Source organism: Comamonas antarctica (genome assembly GCF_013363755.1).
In the GTDB taxonomy this organism is placed as follows: Bacteria; Pseudomonadota; Gammaproteobacteria; order Burkholderiales; family Burkholderiaceae_C; genus Comamonas; species Comamonas antarctica.
In genome coordinates, this window is record NZ_CP054840.1 from 1,444,752 (window position 1) to 1,462,221 (window position 17,470).

Sequence of the window (17,470 nt, forward strand, 5' to 3'; positions counted from 1 at the left end):
GCGGCCTGGCGAGCCGCCCGGCACTGGGGGTGCTCGGTGGTGTCAGGTCTTTGCGGCGTTTCCCGTCTTGGCCGCGGGACGGCGGGCGGGCTTGGCGGCAGGCTTGCCCCGACCTGCGGCCGTGGCCGGCTTGGGCTTGGCGGTGTCGGCCGTGGCGGTTGGTGTGCCGGCCTGGTCGGTTGCCGCTTGCACTGCCTGGGAAGCGGGTGAGGCAGGGTTGGCCAGTGCGCGCTGTTTGCGCTCGATGCGTTCGATGTCCTTTTTCACGCCGGATTGCGCGTCGAGGTGCAGCGCCTGCACCAGCAGGGCCAGCACATCGCCCAGGATCTCGGGCGGCAAGCCGTCCAACTGTGGGTCTTCGGCGGTCTGGATCTTGCCCAGCAGCGCATAGGCCGTTGCCTTGAGCAACTTGGCGCGGGCCTGGTCGGGCGCGTCCTGGCCGGTGGTCAGGCCGGCGAGGGCCGTCAGGTGTTCGGCCGGGTGTGTTTCGTCGGCCACCAGTGCTGGCTGGCCTTTCTCGTCGGTGCCTGGGCGCAGTGGTTGCCACTGGCCGCGCAGGTAGGCGTCGGCGTATTCGTCCAGCAGCACCGCCGCGGCGCCGCGCTGGTACTGGTCGGGCAGCGGCAGCTTGTGCTGGAGCACGTAGGCCGCCATGCGCAGCGCCAGGCCGTAGGCGCCAGCGTCGATGGCCCAGACCATGGTGGTGGTGAACACATCATCCCGCGCGCCCTGGCCCTTGGACAATGCACCCTCGATCCAGGGCAGGTATTCGGGCAGCAACTGCGCCTTGGTCTGGCGCTTGAGTTGCACGGATTGCAGGGTCTTGAGCGTGCGTTTATCGGTGGCGAGCTTGGCCAGCATCAGCTGGTAGTCGCTGCCCTGCAGTTCGATACCGAACGGGCTGGCCGCCTGGGCCTTTTCGGCCATGACGCGGGCGCGGTGACGCTGGGCGGGGGTGAGTGCCATGGTGATGTCTGGTGTGGGTTGCGGAGGCGGGCCGCCCGTCGCAGGGCGGCCCAGTGCGGCTTATGCGTCGGCGAACTCGATGTTTTCCACCAGCACCGCCTGACCAACGTCCTCGATCACGTAGGCATCGTTGCTGGACTGGAAGTCCTCGACGCGATCACGCGCCGGGTTTTCCTTGATGTGGCGGCGGCGGCCGCCTTCCTGCCAGTACACCGACAGGTTGTCGAAGGTGGTAATCAGCATGGCGTCCTCGGGGAAGAACGGCACCTGCGCGGCCTGCAGGCCGCCCACGCGCTTCTGGCTGATGACGATATCGGCCGCCATGGTTTCGCTGGGGGCCTGGTTGGTGTTGACCAGTGGGAAGTACTTGTCGTGCAGCAGCTGGCTGCCCAGGATTACGACCAGGTTCGGGTTGTTGCGGTGCCAGGGGTCCAACAGCTCGCGCGCGTCGAAGACTGCGGCATCCACGTTCTTGTAGTCACCAGCGCTGCCGATCAGCAACTTGCCGCCTGCCTTGCCTTGAGAAAGCACACGCTCGGCCGCTTCCTCGCGCAGGTGCTGCAGCCAGCCCTTGTTGACATCCTGCAGCAGCGGATTGGCAGCAATGTCGGTGTCGGGCGCGATGGACGTACCGTTGAAGCCGATGCAGATGCGGTCCAGTGCTTGACGCTGGGCCAGCATGCGTGCCACGCGGACCTGGAAGTCCGGGAACTTGGCCCAGGCGTCGATCTTTGCGTAGGAGAGGTGGGTGTCGAAGTTGGTCTTCGTGCAGATGTAGCCGCGCTCGCTCATGTCGGTGAGGTCGCGCGTCTGGCGTTCCTTGGTCGCCGTGTTGGTGCGGCCGGCACTGGGGCCGGACAGCGACAGGCCCAGCTTGGCGCCCTGCTGCTCGGTCACGGGGATGACGTTGATCTTGCTCAGGAACTCGCTGGACTCCTGCATTGCCGTTTCCAGCTTCTGCTGGACGCTGGGGATGACGGCAAACGACTTGTTGGTATCTGCCAGGTCGATGCCGTTGAGTGTGGCGACGCGGCCCATATAGGTGTTGAAGACGCGGCGGCTATCGTTGCGCATAGGGGTTTCCTTGTCGGATGGTGGGACGGTGAGGTGGCGGGGATGGGGCTGGTGCGCTTAGAAGTCGGCCTGCTGCTGGCCGTCGCCACCGGTAGCCGGGGGGCGGCGGTTGAGCTGTTCCGTTTGGTCGAGTTGCGTGTACTGCTGCTTCAGCTTGTCGACGTCGGCGCGCAACGACCGCAGGGATGCGTCGGTTTTGGCGTGGTACTTGTCCACCTCGTCGGCGTGCTCTGCGAAGCTGTCGCCGAATTCCTGCATGCCGTCGGCAATGGCGTCGAAGCGTGCGTCATCCGCGCGGGACTTGCCCGTGAACTTGGCGATTGCGCCTTCGAGACGTGCTTTGAACTTGGCCACCATGCTGGCTTCGGCTTCTTCCTCCATTTCCAGCGTGAAGGCTTCGGCCGCGGTGAACAGGTCATCCGGGTGTTCCTTGCGCGCTGCGAACGGATTGGCGTCGGGGTGCTGCGCGGCGAAGGCCAGCATTTCGGTGCCCAGGCTGGCCGGGTTGTCGGTGACGGCCAGGCCAACGAGGTACGCCTCGCCGATGTCGGCAAAGCTCGGGCGCACCTCGATCGAGGTGTAGAGCTTCTGCTTGCGCTTGTTCAGTTCGACCAGTTCGTCGGTGGCGTCGATCTGAGCCAGCAGCGCAAGCTTTTTCTTGCCACCGATCTCGACTTCTTCGGTTTTCACGGCCAGCACATCGCCGTAGGCCCGGAAATCGCTGCTTGCACCATAGCCGCGGATGTGCTCCATGTTGACGCGTGCGCCGTAGAGCTTCGGGTCGTAGTGCTTGGCGATTTGCAGCAGCCAATCGCGGTCGATGGTGCGGCCGTCGGAGGTGGCGCCTTCGACGGCGACACGGAAGAACTTGGATTTCTTGGGCATGGTGGTGTGGACCTCGCTGGTGAACTTGCGATGAACTTGCTGGGATGACTGTGGACTTCCATGGTGTCCGGCAGTCCTGGCCCTCTCAAGCAATGCCATGTGTGGCGCGGCCGGGGACGGATGCGAGTGCTGGTTGATCGCGGGTGCAGCCGGAAGACTTGCCGTCATGGCACAAACGAAGACCCCGGGACGCGCGCGCGTCCCTGTTGCCGCTGGCGATCCTGTCCCGGTTGCCGCGGCCGAACCGCCGGCGGCCGACTTCGGCGCGCTGGTGATCGCACAAGCGCAGGCCCAGAGCACCGCGCGCCAGGCCGCCGCCTTGGTCACCGACTCGCAGCCGCGCACCGTGGCGCGGCATCTCTACTGGCAGGGCTGGCGGCCCAAGCTGATCGCCGAGAAGCTGGGCATTCCGGCGACCACGGTCTACGGCTGGCGGGATGCAGAGGAATGGGACAAGTTCACGCCGCTGGAGCGCGTGAATGGCGCGCTCGAGTTGCGCATGGTCCAGCTCATCATGAAAGAGGAAAAGAGCGGCGGCGATTTCAAGGAAATCGACCTGTTGGGCCGCCAGCTGGAGCGCACCGCGCGCATCGAGCGCTATCAGGACACCGGCAAGGAAGGAGACCTCAACCCCAACATCGCCAGGCGCAACGCCACGCCGAAGCGCAAGCCCAAGCGCAACGAGTTCTCGGCCGAGCAGATCGAGCGCCTGGTCGAGCTGTTCCATGAAGGGAACTTCGGCTATCAGAACCGATGGTTCGAGGCGCAGAAGGAGCGCACGCGCATTCTGCTCAAGTCGCGGCAGATCGGGGCAACCTACTACTTCGCCCGCGAAGCGCTGATCCGCGCGGTCACAGAGGGCCGCAACCAGATTTTCCTGTCGGCATCCAAGGCCCAGGCGCACCAGTTCAAGAACTACATGATCGCGTTTGCGCGCGAGGTGGATGTCGACCTTAGTGGCGACCCCATGGTGCTCTGGAACAACGCCGAACTGCATTTCCTGGGCACCAACGCGAAGACCGCCCAGGGCCGAAGCGGCGACTTCTACTTCGACGAGTTCTTCTGGACCGGGAATTTCAAGGAACTCAACAAGGTGGCCAGCGCCATGGCTACGCACAAGCACTGGCGCAAGACCTATTTTTCAACGCCCTCCGCCAAGAGCCACGAGGCCTATCCCTTCTGGACTGGCGAGGACCGCAACCGCGGCCGGGATAGGTCCAAGCATGTGCAGCTGGATCTCAGCCACAAGGCGCTGGCCGCCGGCATGCGCTGTCTGGATGGCCGCTTCCGCCATATCGTGACCATCGAGGACGCGCTGCGCCAGGGGTGCAACCTGTTCGACTTGGCCGAGCTGCAGGCCGAGTATCCCGACGACGAGTTCGCCAACCTGTTCATGTGCGACTTCATCGACGACAGCAATTCGATTTTCAGCCTGAAGGTAATGCAGGCCTGCATGGTGGATTCGTGGGAAGTCTGGGCCGACGACTTCAAGCCGACAGCGGAACGTCCTTTTTGCCTGGGAGCCGGTTTGGGTCGGGTATGACCCATCGCACACGGGCGACACGGCCGCCCTGGTGGTCATTGCGCCGCCCAAGGTGCCGGGCGGCAGGTTCCGCCTGCTGCACCGCCAGCAGTTCCGCGGCGCGGACTTCGAGGCCCAGGCCGAGTACATCCGCAGCATTACTCAGAAGTACAACGTGACGTTCATGGGCATCGACACCACCGGCCTTGGTCAGGGGGTCTACCAGAACGTCATCAAGTTCTATCCGGCAGGCCCGCTCCTACCACTATGACCTGGCGCTCAAGTCGCGCCTGGTGCTCAAGGCGCAGCAGGTCATCACCAAGGGCCGGCTGGAAATGGACGCGGACTGCACCGATGTGGCTGCGGCCTTCATGGCCATCAAGAAGGTGCTGACGCCGAGCCAGCGCCATGTGACCTATCAATCCGGCCGCTCAGACGCCATTGGCCACGCCGATCTGGCCTGGGCGGTCATGCACGCACTGGATAACGAAAACCTGGCCGGGGATGTCCTCGGCGGAAATTCTTCTGTGGAGATCTACGAATGACGACGAACGCACCTCAAGCCACCCATCACGCCGCAGCTACCGGCGCCGACCAGTCTGCTGGGCTGGAGGTCTTCACCTTCGGCGAGCCCGAACCCATCAGCCGCCTACGCCTGCTCGATTACGTCGAAGCGATGTTCAACGGTCGCTGGTATGAGCCGCCTTTCCCGCTGGAAGGGCTGGCCGGCGCGTTTCGCGCTTCGCCGCATCACGGTTCGGCGATCTACCTCAAGCGCAACATCCTGACCGCGGCTTTCATCCCGCATCCGCTCCTGTCGCGCGAGACCTTCAAGGCATGGGCGCTTGATTTCCTGGTGTTCGGCAATGGCTATCTGGAAGGGCGGCGCGCCGTCACCGGCCGGACCATGCGTTTCGAGCACGCGCTCAGTCGCTATACGCGCCGGGGCAAGGACAAGCGCTACTTCTACGTGCCCAACTGGAACGAGGAACATGAATTCCCAGCGCATTCGGTGTTCCACTTGCGCGAGCCCGATATCAACCAAGAGCTTTACGGTCTGCCGGAGTATCTGAGCGCGCTGCAGTCCGCGCTGCTCAACGAATCGGCCACGATGTTCCGCCGGCGCTATTACGAGAACGGCAGCCATGCTGGCTTCATCATGTACCTGACCGACGGGGCTATCGGCAACGCGGATGTGGAGACGCTGCGCGAGCAGCTGCGCCGTGCCAAAGGGCCAGGCAACTTCCGCAATCTGTTCGTGCACGCGCCCAATGGCAAGCCGGAAGGCCTGAAGCTGATCCCGGTCAGCGAGGTGGCGGCCAAGGATGACTTCGGCGCCATCAAGAGCGCCAGCATGGCCGATGTACTGGCGGCCCACCGGGTTCCGCCTGGGCTGCTGGGCATCATCCCGAACAACACCGGCGGCTTCGGCAATGCGAAGGAGGCCCTGGGCGTGTTCATGGAAAACGAGATCGCGCCGCTGCAGACGCTTTTCGAGACGCTCAATGACTGGGCCGGGGATGAAGTGGTCCGGTTTGAGCCGTACCAGCCCGGCGGGCAGGGAGCAAGCTGACGCGCCAAACCACCGCAGCCGTCTTCCCACCTCACCAGGGCGCCTAGGCGCCCTTTTTCACGCCTGGACCACCCCACCTCCCGCCGGGGCCGCGCGCGCGGCCTCCTGGCCCGATTTTGGGGGCGGATGGGCCTTTTGGCCCCCCATCCCAAAGCCGTGACCCTTTACCCCGCGGCGCGCCACATCGCCCCCGCCGCGCCTCCCCGCTTCGCAGCGCGCAAATTACGAGTTGGTCGGCACCGGCGATTCCGCGCCAGTCCTGGCGGGGCGATGCGATCCGAGGATTTTTCACGTTACGGAAAATTACGGGAAAGTGTTGTCGGTTGGTGGCGGCGTTTCCACATGGTCTGCAATGCGGCTGGCGGCCATGTTCAGCTGGCGCGCGACCGGCTGCAGCAGCGCTCGCACAGACGATGCGCGAATGGTCTCGTCGCTCGCTGCCGCAAGGATGTCGCAGAGCGCATCCACGCTCCCACTCGCTGTCTCCACTTCGTCTCGAACTGCCTGGATCAAACGCATAGCGCCACCTTGGAAAGCTTGTTACTGTATTTCCGTACAGTATATAGGTGCGGACTTGTACTTACAGTTGCAACAAAACATTTTCTTTGAACGATGGCAGTGGGCGGCACTGCAGATGCGGACGGGGAAGCGGCTTTAGTTCTTTGCGCCTACGGTTTGTTTTTTCGCGCCTATTTTGGCGCCGGCCAGGTCCTGATTCGGAAATGAAAAAAGCCGTTAAGTCATTGAGACTTAACGGCTTTTTGATCTGGTGCCCGGGGCCGGAATCGAACCGGCACGCCTTGCGGCGGGGGATTTTGAGTCCCCGCCGCGACGCTTCAGGCTCGCTACTGATGGCGTGGCCTGCCTAGGCGACTAAAGGGTTCTAGCAGACGACATAGCGACGATTTCTATCTTTAGGACGTAGTGGAGCCCCAGGTCCAATCCTGTCCGCCCACCACAACGAAGATTTCCGAACGAAAACCTCGTGCCTGGAAAGCGGCCTTGATCCTGCCCCGCACATCATCTCGGATGGCATCAGCACTGGCCCCGGTGTAAGACCCAAGAACCGTAGTAGTGGGGATAACGGTTTGTCCACCGCTAGTATTGCCTTGCGCTCGACGGAGACCAAGTGCCTCAAGTGCTGCATAAGCATTTGCATAGTCAGCACTAGAGGCATTTTTCAAGTCAAATGTGCAGATAACTCCATAGGCCATGAGATTTCCCTCCGTTTTAAACGATCGAATTTCTACGGATGGAAGTGTACTGTTGATGCTTTCGAGAGGGCGAAGGATAGTCGTCGGGCAAACCCTAGGCGGCTGAGGCAAATGTATGTGTTGCAGTGTCGAGGGAAGCGATAGGGGATTTGGCGGATAGTGCTGAACATGAGTTTGCATCCCGCGCATATCCCGCTTTTTAGTCGTAACCTATTGATGTATAAGGTTGGTCGAGTCCCCCCTCGCGCACCAGATCAGGCAAGTGCCGACTCCTTGCGAGTCGCGTATTTGCTGCGAAAAAGGCCGCTTCCCTGTTTGGGCAGCGGCCTTTTTTCCTGGCGCTGGCAGGTGCGCTATTCGCACCACTCGAAGCGCTCGTCGCCGCGCTTGCTGATCATCATCACCTGGTCCCGGGTGGCCTTGCAGATCCACTCCTGGCGCGATTGCTCCAGGGCCGCATGGTCGGCAAACAAGGCCTGCGCAGTCAGGGCAACGGCCAGTGCGCAGCTGGGGGCGCGTACCGATTCATACTGGATCCAGTCGATCGACGCCGCCATCGCGGCTTCTGCAAGCTGGTGCGTGGCGCTGTAGTCGGCGCTGTGTTTCCAGAGTGGGGACAGGTCGGCCCAGGGCGCTGCCATCAGGTTGATGGCGCGTCCACGCACCGATGCCTGATAGAACGTCAGTTCGGTCAGCAGTTCGCCATGGTTGACCAGGCCGGCGCTGTCCTGGATGAAGCGCATGCGCCAGTAGGCGATTTCCGAGCAGGCGCCCGCAAGTGTCGACGAGCCATACCAAAGACCGCTTCGACCCGCCGGCCGAAAGCGCGAACTGTGCTGTGGAAAATAGCGAAAAGGGCTCAGCAGCAGATAGTGCATGCCCGCCTCGTGAGGCGGCGCAGCGGGCTTGCTGCCCTCCAGCAGCTGTTCAAGCACTGCCTGTTCCTGAAGCGTGTCCACCAGCTTCATCGACGCCGCGATGTACTGGGTTTCGACGCCGCGCCACGCGTTTTCCATGCCCAGCTCGAGGCAATGCTGCGTCAGCCAGGCGGGGTTCCAGGGGGATTTCATGTGGCTGCGCGCATGCCGTCGAGATAGGCGAGTGTCCTGACCAGTCCGTCCGCCTTGCGGATCAACTGGGCGGGGCTGCCCAGCAGTCCCTTGTTGTAGCTGTCCATCCATTGCAGCCGCTTGCCGTCATCGCCGCCGATCAGTGGATCCAGCGAACGGAATACGCGGATCAGCATCAGTGCCAGTTCGCCTTCCTTGGTCTGGGGCTGTATGGCCCGGCCGCTGGATTTGAGCCGTGACACCGTGGCTTCACTGACACCAATCACCGTCGCCAGGTCGGCACTGCTCAGGCCCAGCTGTTCGGCCGCGCGCAACGTGGCTTTCGTCAATACAACTGCGGGGTCGGGAGCAGGGCGGGGGGCGGCGGGCATTGTGTGGTCCTTGCACAAGTGGCTGGTTCGAGGGGCTTTTGCTGTTGCCAATGGTACGCGGATCTCGGCAGCTTGTCATGCATATGAAATTTTTCGTGAAAGTTATTTCATTTGCCTCCTGTGCAAGACGGCATGTATGGAACAGCCTATTTCTCGCTTCGGTTCGCGCGGCGGATGGAGCACTTGAAAACGCCATGCAGTTGCTGCAAGGCATTGCTTTTGCGTTCGGGCGATTCGGCGGCCGTGCAATCCTCGGGCACCCAGACTTCGTAGCCGAGCATGCGGGCGTCGGTGGCGGTGAGCATGACGCACATGTCCGCGGCCAAGCCGACGATGGTCAGCTTCTCGGCCTTCATTTCGGTCAGCAGGTGCTGCAGCGGCGTGGAATGGAAAGCCGAGTGCTGGGGCTTGAGGATCACCAGGTCGTCGGGTTCCGGCGTCAGCAGCCGCGAGATCTCGCCGCGATCACCCTTGAGGTCGCGGCACGCGGCCAGGATGTCGCGGAACTCGCTGTGCCAGGTGCCATAGTTGTCATTGGCATAGATGCAGCTCATGCCGCGCCTGGTGCAGCGGTTCTTGAGCTTGGCAATGGCATGCGCAGCCTGCAGCGCTGTGGGCAGGATGTCCTGGGCCGTCGGAAAATCCAGCGGGTTGATCACATCCACCAGCAACAGCACTTCGGGGCTGTGCGGCAGGGCGGTCTGCTTGAGGGAACGGGCACGTGTCATGGTGGGTTACCGCATCGTCTGCACTGCCAGATCCGTGCACCGTGCTTCGATATCGGTCATCTTGGTCATGTGTCGATCCGGGAGTGGTGAACCAGTTCATCATTCCTCTGCTGGACACCTGCGACTGTCAGTTTTTTTTCCGGTCGGAGCGTAGTCCGGTGCCTGGCGCGCAGTTGCTGCAATCCCGCGCGGGCGGGGCTTTGCCGGTGGCTTACCATCGGCGTCATTCGTCTTGTTTCAAGACATCTTCAGGAGCCATCATGGGTAAGGAACAGCGCAACGAAAAAATGTCCCGCAAGCCGAAGAAGGACACTTCGCCTCCCAAGGGCGGCAGTCCTTCCGACCGCCCGATGGCGCCGGTCACCACGGTGATTCCGCGTGGCAAGGAGAAAAACAAGTAGCCGTCCCGCATCCTTCGTTCTCTGCCGCGGGCCCTGCAAGCTCCAGCGCCGTTGATGCGGCCTGCGAGCTTGTTGCTTTTTGGCTTGGCTCATGTGGATCGGGCTCCTGCTGGGTAATCCCCTGCTTATTTACCCCAGGCACTCGTTGTTTCTATTTGCGTGATTACCCGAACGAATATCCGGCGCGCTCTCGGCTATTATGACAATCTCCGTATTTTCCCTGCCAGTAATTGGCTGGCATGGTTATTGATTCATCTTGCCTTTCGTGAAGCGCTTGTCTGGCAAGAAAGTAGGTTGTTGACGACATTATCCAAAAGAAGTGGTTTATAGAATTTAACCGTGCAGAGCGTTCTGCGCATTCAACTTCCAAGGAGATAAAAATGGCTGTAAACAACCCTCATGGACATAATCAGTACACCGACAAGAAGAAGACCGAGAACGCGGATCCCAGCAAGCGCGCGACTTCCGGCAGCGCCGGCAGCGCCGGCAGCACCCGCGGCGGCACCAGTGAACAGCATGCCGAGGCAGGCCGCCAAAGCCACAAGAATGACGACAAGTCGTCGGCGGGCCAGGCAGGTCGCCAGGGCCAGAAAAGCGACGGCTGAGCGGCGATGGATTCAACGCAGTCAATGCGCTGACCGTTGAATTCATTATTTGTAAAAATGGCTTTAATGAATATTCAAATCGCGCTTTGGTGCCGCGGAGTCATCCCGCTTTGCTTGCGTGATAAGGGTATTCATTTGGCTGGGTGTGGCGGGCAGGATGACTTTTTTGCTCCTGTCCGCCACTGTCCTTTGCCAGCGCAAATGCGGGAGGGAAATATCGTTCCTGATCTGGGTATGGCAGGTGAGAGGCAGTTTTCCGCTCCGGTGCGAAAACCGGCGGCGTATTCCATGGAGTGAGAGGAGGGCGTTCGCGTTCTGAAAAGGGGAAGCGGGGGAGGGAAATCCTGGCAGCCATTGTGGGGTTGCAAGGATTTTTCTTGAGATGTCTGGGCAATGGTGGTTGCCCAGACATTTTTTATCTGGCGCCACGTCCGGGCGATGCGGATTGGCGTGCCGTGGTGAACGGCGAAAACAAAAAAGGACTTGGCGAAAGCCAAGTCCTTTTGAATCTATGGTCGGCGAGAAAGGATTCGAACCTTCGACCCCTTGCACCCCATGCAAGTGCGCTACCAGGCTGCGCTACACGCCGACGAGAACGCTATTGTATGCCAAACATTCCACTACTTTTGGAAGTTGGCGCGATTTTCCTGATTCGGCATCCGCCGCGATATCGATGCGCCTGCAGGGCGTGTCCGTGCGCCGGTCAATGTCATTGCCCGTCCGGGGGGAAGGGCACTGCCGCGGGCCTTGCCGTCCCGCCCACGGACAGCGCCGGGTGCGGTGGCCGCGATGGGCTGCGGGCATTGCTCGCGTTCGGGGCGTTTGGCGGCTCGCTATAATTGCGGATTCGATTTTTAGTGCGCGAGGCGCTTTCATCCTGTATGGAATGCGCGCCCGCTGCCTAAGCTATTGATTTTCTTGGTGCGCGGAAGCCTTCGCGCACCATCCATGTGAGACTTTGCGGAACACGGTGCAGGCTGCACTGCAGCCGGCACGGTCCACATATCCCTGATTAGGAAGAACCATGGCCGTTACTGTTGAAACCCTCGAAAAGCTCGAGCGCAAGATCACGCTGAGCTTGCCTTTGTCCGCAATCCAGTCCGAAGTCGAAACGCGCCTGAAGCGCGTTGCGCGCACGGTCAAGATGGACGGCTTCCGTCCCGGCAAGGTGCCGATGAACGTGGTGGCACAGCGCTATGGCTACTCGCTGCAGTACGAAGTGCTGAACGACAAGGTCGGCGAAGCGTTTGCCCAGGCCGTGAGCGAAGCCAAGCTGCGCGTGGCCGGCCAGCCGCGCATCACGGAAAAGGAAGGCGCGCCTGAAGGCGAAGCGCAGTTCGACGCCGTGTTCGAAGTGCTGCCCGAAGTCAAGATCGAAGACCTGTCGACCGCCGAAGTCGACAAGCTGACGGCTGAAGTCGACGACGCCGCCATCGACAAGACCATCGACATCCTGCGCAAGCAGCGTCGCACCTTCGCCCAGCGCGCCCAAGACGAAGCAGCTGCCGATGGCGACCGCGTGACCGTGGACTTCGAAGGCAAGATCGACGGCGAGACCTTTGCCGGCGGCAAGGCCGAGGACTTCCAGTTCCTGGTCGGCGAAGGCCAGATGCTCAAGGAATTCGAAGACGCCGTGCGCGGCATGAAGACCGGCGAAAGCAAGACCTTCCCGCTGGCCTTCCCCGAGGACTACCACGGCAAGGACGTGGCCGGCAAGACCGCCGACTTCCTCGTGACCCTGAAGAAGATCGAAGCCGCCAACCTGCCCGAAGTCAACGAAGCCCTGGCCAAGTCGCTGGGCATCGCCGACGGCACCGTTGACGGCCTGCGCGCCGACATCAAGAAGAACCTCGAGCGCGAAGTCAAGTTCCGCCTGCAGGCACGCAACAAGCAAGCCGTCATGGACGCGCTGGTGGCCAAGGCCGAACTCGACCTGCCCAACGCCAGCGTGCAAGCCGAAGTGGCCCGCCTGCTCGAAGGCGCGCGCGCCGAACTCAAGCAGCGCGGCATCAAGGACGCCGACAAGGCCGAGATCCCTGAAGACGTGTTCCGCCCCCAAGCCGAGCGCCGCGTGCGCCTGGGCCTGGTGGTGGCCGAACTGGTGCGCGCCAACGAACTGCACGCCACGCCCGAGCAACTCAAGGCCCACGTCGAGGAACTGGCAGCGAGCTACGAGAAGCCTGAAGAAGTCGTGCGCTGGTACTTTGGCGACCGCCAGCGTCTGGCCGAAGTCGAAGCCGTGGTGGTTGAAAACAACGTCACCGACTTCGTGCTGGGCAAGGCAAAGGTCAACGACAAGTCGGTGTCGTTCGACGAACTGATGGGTCAAGCGTAAGCCTGGGGCCCTGATTCCCGTGAACGTGCTGCGTTTTACGGGAAAACCCTAGCTTGGGGCTTGTGCTTTTGTGCACAGGCCCCATTTCTTTTCTGGGTACAGTACCCCATTGAATGGAGAAAACATGAGCGCACTGGAAACTCAAGGCCTGGGCATGATTCCGATGGTGATCGAGCAGTCGGGTCGTGGCGAACGGTCTTACGACATTTATTCACGCCTGCTCAAGGAGCGCGTGATCTTCCTGGTCGGCCCGGTCAATGACCAGTCTGCCAACCTGGTTGTCGCCCAGTTGCTGTTCCTGGAGAGCGAAAACCCGGAAAAGGACATTTCGTTCTACATCAACTCTCCTGGCGGCTCGGTGAGCGCCGGCATGGCGATCTTCGACACGATGAACTTCATCAAGCCCGATGTCTCGACCCTGTGCACCGGCATGGCCGCCAGCATGGGCGCTTTCCTGCTGTCGGCAGGGGCAAAGGGCAAGCGTTATGCTTTGCCCAATTCCAAGGTCATGATCCACCAGCCGCTGGGCGGCATGCAGGGCCAGGCCACGGAAATCGAGATCCACGCACGTGAGATCCTCAAGACCCGTGAGCAGCTCAACCGCGTTCTGGCGGAGCAGACCGGCCAGCCGCTGGAAAAGATCCAGCGCGATACCGAGCGTGACTACTTCCTGTCGGCCGATGAAGCCAAGGACTATGGCTTGATCGATCAGGTGATCAACAAGCGCGGCTGATCCTGGCGCTTTCCGGGCCGGCGGCGTTTTCCTTAAGGAAAGCGCCGCTTTTTATTTCGGTATCATCGTTCTCCACACTTTTGTAACAAGGCACCGCTTCCATGGCCGAGAAAAAAGGCACCTCCAGCGAAAAAAACCTCTACTGCACTTTCTGCGGCAAAAGCCAGCACGAAGTGAAGAAGCTGATCGCCGGTCCGTCGGTCTTTATCTGCGACGAGTGTATTGATCTGTGCAACGAGATCATCCGGGACGAGAAGCCCGCCGATGACAAGGCCGATGCACGTGGCGATCTGCCCACTCCTGCCGAGATCAAGGCCAACCTGGACAACTATGTGATTGGCCAGGAAGTCGCCAAGCGCACGCTGTCGGTGGCGGTCTACAACCACTACAAGCGCCTGCGCCACAAGGAAAAGGCGGGCAAGGACGATGTCGAACTCGCCAAGAGCAACATTCTGCTGATCGGCCCCACCGGGTCGGGCAAGACGCTGCTGGCGCAGACCCTGGCACGCATGCTGGACGTGCCGTTCGTCATGGCCGATGCCACGACGCTGACCGAAGCCGGCTATGTCGGCGAGGACGTCGAGAACATCGTGCAGAAGCTGCTGCAAAGCTGCAACTACGAAGTCGAGCGCGCGCAGCGCGGCATTGTCTATATCGACGAGATCGACAAGATCTCGCGCAAGTCCGACAATCCCAGCATCACGCGCGACGTGTCCGGCGAAGGCGTGCAGCAGGCGCTGCTCAAGCTGATCGAAGGCACGATGGCCAGCATTCCGCCGCAAGGTGGTCGCAAGCACCCGAACCAGGACTTCCTGCAGGTCGACACCACCAACATCCTGTTCATCTGCGGCGGCGCATTCGCAGGCCTGGAAAAGGTCATCGAGAACCGCACCGAGGCCTCGGGCATCGGCTTTGGCGCCGTCGTCAAAAGCAAGAAGCAGCGCTCGGTTTCGGACATGTTCCAGGAAATCGAGCCCGAAGACCTGATCAAGTTCGGCATCATTCCCGAACTCGTGGGCCGCATGCCCGTGGTCACGGCGCTGGCCGAGCTGAGCGAGGATGCACTGGTGCAGATCCTGACCGAGCCGAAGAACGCGCTGGTCAAGCAATACAGCAAGCTGCTGGCCATGGAAGGCGTGGAGCTCGAGATCCGTCCCGCAGCGCTGCGCGCCATCGCGCGCAAGGCGCTGGCGCGCAAGACCGGCGCGCGCGGCCTGCGCTCGCTGCTCGAGCAGGCGCTGATCGACACCATGTTCGAGCTGCCGAATGCCGACAACGTGGAAAAGGTGGTGCTCGATGAGTCCACCATCGAAGATGGCAAGGCGCCGCTGCTCGTGTACCGCGAAGCCGCGAAGAAAGCCTGATCTTTGCCACGCCTGGCGTTGGCGCCACCGGAAAGCCTCGTGAGGGTTCCGGACGGTGGCGCCAGCCCGGCGGCCATGTCTTATAGGTTGGCATGGTCATCGGGTTGAAATACGCTGCAAGCGGACCATATTCCGCACAGTTACCAAGGAATTCCATGTCAGGACCCAAGCCCTTGTCTTCCTCCTCTTTCGATCTGCCGCTGCTGCCGTTGCGCGATGTGGTCGTGTTTCCGCACATGGTCATCCCGCTGTTCGTCGGCCGCGCCAAAAGCATCAAGGCGCTGGAACTGGCGATGGAGGGCGACCGCCGCATCATGCTGGTGGCGCAGAAAACAGCGTCCAAGGACGAACCCGCCGTATCGGACATGTTCGAGGTGGGCTGCATCTGCACGATCCTGCAGATGCTCAAGCTGCCCGACGGCACGGTGAAGGTGCTGGTCGAAGGCCAGCAGCGCGCGCATGTCGAGGCCATCGTCGACCATGAAACGCACTTCCTCTCGACGGTGCTGCCGGTCGAGGTCGACGAAGAAGCGCACAAGCCCAGCGAAATCGAGGCCTTGCGCCGCGCGGTCACGCAGCAGTTCGACCAGTACGTCAAGCTGAACAAGAAGATCCCTGCAGAGATCCTGACCTCGATCTCCAGCATCGACGATGCCGGCCGCCTGGCAGACACCATCGCCGCGCATCTGCCGCTCAAGCTCGAAGCCAAGCAGGCCGTGCTCGATCTGGCCGACATCAAGGCGCGTCTCGAAAACCTGTTCGAGCAGCTCGACCGCGAAGTCGACATCCTGAATGTCGACAAGAAGATCCGCGGCCGCGTGAAGCGCCAGATGGAAAAGAGCCAGCGCGACTTCTACCTGAACGAGCAGGTCAAGGCCATCCAGAAGGAACTGGGCGAAGGCGAGGAGGGTGCCGACCTCGAGGAAATCGAGAAGCGCATCCGTCTGGCCAAGATGCCCGCCGAGGCGCGCAAGAAGGCCGAAGGCGAGCTCAAGAAGCTCAAGCTGATGTCGCCCATGTCGGCCGAAGCCACGGTGGTGCGCAACTACATCGATGTGCTGACCGGCCTGCCGTGGAGCAAGAAGACCAAGATCAAGCACGATCTGGCGAATGCCGAGGAGGTTCTCAACGAGGACCACTACGGCCTCGACAAGGTCAAGGACCGGATCATGGAATACCTTGCCGTGCAGCAGCGCGTCGACAAGGTCAAGGCGCCCATCCTGTGCCTGGTCGGGCCTCCGGGCGTGGGCAAGACCTCGCTGGGCCAGTCGATCGCCAAGGCCACGGGCCGCAAGTACGTGCGCATGGCCCTGGGCGGCATGCGCGACGAAGCCGAGATCCGCGGCCACCGCCGCACCTACATCGGCGCGATGCCGGGCAAGGTGCTGCAGAGCCTGGAGAAGGTCGGCACGCGCAATCCGCTGTTCCTGCTCGATGAAATCGACAAGCTGGGCATGGACTTCCGTGGCGACCCGTCGAGCGCGTTGCTCGAAGTGCTCGATCCGGAGCAGAACCATGCATTTGGCGACCACTATGTGGAACTGGACTTCGACCTGAGCGACGTGATGTTCGTTGCCACCTCGAACTCGATGAACATCCCGCCGGCACTGCTGGACCGGATGGAAGTGATCCGCCTGTCGGGTTACACCGAGGACGAGAAGGTCAACATCGCCATGCGCTACCTGCTGCCCAAGCAGTTGACCAACAACGGCCTCAAGGAAGGCGAGCTGGAAGTGCAGGAGTCGGCCATCCGCGACGTCGTGCGCTACTACACCCGCGAAGCCGGCGTGCGCTCGCTCGAGCGTGAAATGTCGAAGATCTGCCGCAAGGTGGTCAAGGGCATCCAGCTGGGCAAGATGGCCGCACCCGTGGTGGTCACGGCGGAAAACCTCGCCGAGTTCCTGGGCGTGCAAAAGTACACCTATGGCCGGGCCGAGCAGCAGAACCAGGTCGGTCAGGTCGTTGGCCTGGCGTGGACCGAAGTCGGCGGCGACCTGCTGACCATCGAGGCCGCGACCATGCCCGGCAAGGGTGTGATCACGCGCACCGGCTCGCTGGGCGACGTGATGAAGGAGTCGGTCGAAGCCGCTCGCACCGTGATCCGCAGCCGCGCGCGCGGGCTGGGCATCAAGGACGAAGCCTTCGAGAAGCGCGACATCCACGTGCACGTGCCCGATGGCGCCACGCCCAAGGATGGCCCGAGCGCGGGCGCGGCCATGGCCACGGCCATCGTGTCGGCGCTGACGGGGATCCCGGTGCGCGCCGATGTCGCGATGACCGGTGAGATCACGCTGCGCGGCGAGGTCACGGCCATTGGCGGCCTGAAGGAAAAGCTGCTGGCGGCGCTGCGCGGCGGCATCAAGACGGTGCTGATCCCCGAGGAAAACGTCAAGGACCTGCAGGAGATTCCGGCCAACGTCAAGAGCGGGCTGGAGATCGTGCCGGTGCGCTGGGTGGACCAGGTGCTCAAGCACGCGCTGGAGCGCATGCCCGAGCCGCTGACGGATGAGGAAGTTGCCGCCATGGTGGCAAACGCCAAGGCGACATCGAGCAGCGCGCAGGTGCAGCACTGAATTTCGAAAAAGTTCGGTACTCGGCGAAAGCGGGCAAAAAAGTACGCTACAATTCA

At 62.0% G+C, this 17,470-nt stretch carries 14 protein-coding genes, 1 tRNA gene and 1 pseudogene; 8 read left to right on the top strand and 8 right to left on the bottom strand.

The features are described from left to right. Window positions 1-42 precede the first annotated feature (42 nt). From gpM to HUK68_RS06920, 3 genes are read right to left on the bottom strand one after another with little or no spacing between them, the layout of a single operon-like run. Window positions 43-966: a phage terminase small subunit gene (gpM, locus tag HUK68_RS06910; protein ID WP_175503533.1), complete on the bottom strand. Its 924-nt coding sequence runs from the start codon at window positions 964-966 to the stop codon at window positions 43-45. 60 nt (window positions 967-1,026) lie between these two features. Next, window positions 1,027-2,040, bottom strand: a complete 1,014-nt coding sequence (locus HUK68_RS06915) for a phage major capsid protein, P2 family (protein WP_175503534.1) — start codon at window positions 2,038-2,040, stop codon at window positions 1,027-1,029. A 57-nt stretch (window positions 2,041-2,097) separates the two neighbouring features. Next, window positions 2,098-2,925: a GPO family capsid scaffolding protein gene (locus tag HUK68_RS06920; protein ID WP_175503535.1), complete on the bottom strand. Its 828-nt coding sequence runs from the start codon at window positions 2,923-2,925 to the stop codon at window positions 2,098-2,100. A 319-nt stretch (window positions 2,926-3,244) separates the two neighbouring features. On the opposite strand from HUK68_RS06920, the pseudogene HUK68_RS06925 reads away from it, so the two are divergent. Together HUK68_RS06925 and HUK68_RS06930 are read left to right on the top strand one after the other, a co-directional pair. Then, window positions 3,245-4,992 (top strand): annotated as a pseudogene (locus tag HUK68_RS06925) (terminase large subunit domain-containing protein). Then, complete coding sequence (locus tag HUK68_RS06930) at window positions 4,989-6,020, top strand: phage portal protein (protein WP_175503536.1); 1,032 nt, start codon at window positions 4,989-4,991, stop codon at window positions 6,018-6,020. Before HUK68_RS06925 ends, HUK68_RS06930 begins: the two are co-directional and overlap by 4 nt. A 303-nt stretch (window positions 6,021-6,323) precedes the next feature. Here the strand turns inward: HUK68_RS06930 and HUK68_RS06935 are convergent, their stop codons facing one another. The 4 genes from HUK68_RS06935 to HUK68_RS06950 form a co-directional block, all read right to left on the bottom strand. Beyond that, window positions 6,324-6,539 carry a hypothetical protein gene (locus HUK68_RS06935; protein ID WP_175503537.1) on the bottom strand — a complete coding sequence of 72 codons (216 nt, stop codon included), beginning with the start codon at window positions 6,537-6,539 and terminating at the stop codon, window positions 6,324-6,326. Between the two features lie 1,048 nt (window positions 6,540-7,587). Further along, the gene (locus tag HUK68_RS06940; protein WP_244146280.1) at window positions 7,588-8,304 is read right to left on the bottom strand and encodes an RES family NAD+ phosphorylase; all 717 of its coding nucleotides are present in this window, start codon (window positions 8,302-8,304) and stop codon (window positions 7,588-7,590) included. After that, window positions 8,301-8,675 carry an antitoxin Xre-like helix-turn-helix domain-containing protein gene (locus HUK68_RS06945; RefSeq protein ID WP_175503538.1) on the bottom strand — a complete coding sequence of 125 codons (375 nt, stop codon included), beginning with the start codon at window positions 8,673-8,675 and terminating at the stop codon, window positions 8,301-8,303. Before HUK68_RS06945 ends, HUK68_RS06940 begins: the two co-directional genes overlap by 4 nt. A 146-nt stretch (window positions 8,676-8,821) precedes the next feature. Continuing rightward, window positions 8,822-9,403, bottom strand: coding sequence for a cysteine hydrolase family protein (locus tag HUK68_RS06950; protein WP_175503539.1), 582 nt, complete (start codon window positions 9,401-9,403; stop codon window positions 8,822-8,824). Window positions 9,404-9,489: 86 nt separating this feature from the next. On the opposite strand from HUK68_RS06950, the gene HUK68_RS06955 reads away from it, so the two are divergent. Further along, entirely contained in the window at window positions 9,490-9,804 is a 315-nt protein-coding gene (locus HUK68_RS06955; RefSeq protein WP_175502328.1) for a hypothetical protein, read from the top strand. A 380-nt stretch (window positions 9,805-10,184) separates the two neighbouring features. Then, window positions 10,185-10,409 carry a hypothetical protein gene (locus HUK68_RS06960; RefSeq protein WP_175503540.1) on the top strand — a complete coding sequence of 75 codons (225 nt, stop codon included), beginning with the start codon at window positions 10,185-10,187 and terminating at the stop codon, window positions 10,407-10,409. A 512-nt stretch (window positions 10,410-10,921) separates the two neighbouring features. Here the strand turns inward: HUK68_RS06960 and HUK68_RS06965 are convergent. Continuing rightward, window positions 10,922-10,998 (bottom strand) — tRNA-Pro (locus HUK68_RS06965). Window positions 10,999-11,433: 435 nt separating this feature from the next. Between HUK68_RS06965 and tig the strand changes: the two genes are divergently transcribed. The 4 genes from tig to lon all read left to right on the top strand — a co-directional run bounded on the left by tig (window position 11,434) and on the right by lon (window position 17,414). Continuing rightward, window positions 11,434-12,744, top strand: a complete 1,311-nt coding sequence (gene tig, locus HUK68_RS06970) for a trigger factor (protein WP_175503541.1) — start codon at window positions 11,434-11,436, stop codon at window positions 12,742-12,744. 124 nt (window positions 12,745-12,868) lie between these two features. Next, a complete protein-coding gene (gene clpP / locus HUK68_RS06975) occupies window positions 12,869-13,477 on the top strand; it encodes an ATP-dependent Clp endopeptidase proteolytic subunit ClpP (RefSeq protein WP_279614294.1) in 609 nt (202 codons plus the stop codon). A gap of 101 nt (window positions 13,478-13,578) precedes the next feature. Further along, a complete protein-coding gene (clpX, locus tag HUK68_RS06980) occupies window positions 13,579-14,841 on the top strand; it encodes an ATP-dependent Clp protease ATP-binding subunit ClpX (RefSeq protein ID WP_175503542.1) in 1,263 nt (420 codons plus the stop codon). Window positions 14,842-14,996: 155 nt separating this feature from the next. Further along, window positions 14,997-17,414: an endopeptidase La gene (gene lon / locus HUK68_RS06985; protein WP_175503543.1), complete on the top strand. Its 2,418-nt coding sequence runs from the start codon at window positions 14,997-14,999 to the stop codon at window positions 17,412-17,414. The last annotated feature ends 56 nt before the right edge of the window (window positions 17,415-17,470 follow it).

Bases quoted from the DNA above. Each gene is read 5' to 3' on its own strand.
- gpM (WP_175503533.1), bottom strand. From the start codon at position 966: ATGGCACTCACCCCCGCCCAGCGTCACCGCGCCCGCGTCATGGCCGAA.
- HUK68_RS06945 (WP_175503538.1), bottom strand. From the start codon at position 8,675: ATGCCCGCCGCCCCCCGCCCTGCTCCCGACCCCGCAGTTGTATTGACG.
- lon (WP_175503543.1), top strand. From the start codon at position 14,997: ATGTCAGGACCCAAGCCCTTGTCTTCCTCCTCTTTCGATCTGCCGCTG.
- HUK68_RS06915 (WP_175503534.1), bottom strand. From the start codon at position 2,040: ATGCGCAACGATAGCCGCCGCGTCTTCAACACCTATATGGGCCGCGTC.
- HUK68_RS06930 (WP_175503536.1), top strand. From the start codon at position 4,989: ATGACGACGAACGCACCTCAAGCCACCCATCACGCCGCAGCTACCGGC.
- HUK68_RS06920 (WP_175503535.1), bottom strand. From the start codon at position 2,925: ATGCCCAAGAAATCCAAGTTCTTCCGTGTCGCCGTCGAAGGCGCCACC.
- clpP (WP_279614294.1), top strand. From the start codon at position 12,869: ATGAGCGCACTGGAAACTCAAGGCCTGGGCATGATTCCGATGGTGATC.
- clpX (WP_175503542.1), top strand. From the start codon at position 13,579: ATGGCCGAGAAAAAAGGCACCTCCAGCGAAAAAAACCTCTACTGCACT.
- tig (WP_175503541.1), top strand. From the start codon at position 11,434: ATGGCCGTTACTGTTGAAACCCTCGAAAAGCTCGAGCGCAAGATCACG.
- HUK68_RS06940 (WP_244146280.1), bottom strand. From the start codon at position 8,304: ATGAAATCCCCCTGGAACCCCGCCTGGCTGACGCAGCATTGCCTCGAG.
- HUK68_RS06960 (WP_175503540.1), top strand. From the start codon at position 10,185: ATGGCTGTAAACAACCCTCATGGACATAATCAGTACACCGACAAGAAG.
- HUK68_RS06935 (WP_175503537.1), bottom strand. From the start codon at position 6,539: ATGCGTTTGATCCAGGCAGTTCGAGACGAAGTGGAGACAGCGAGTGGG.
- HUK68_RS06950 (WP_175503539.1), bottom strand. From the start codon at position 9,403: ATGACACGTGCCCGTTCCCTCAAGCAGACCGCCCTGCCGCACAGCCCC.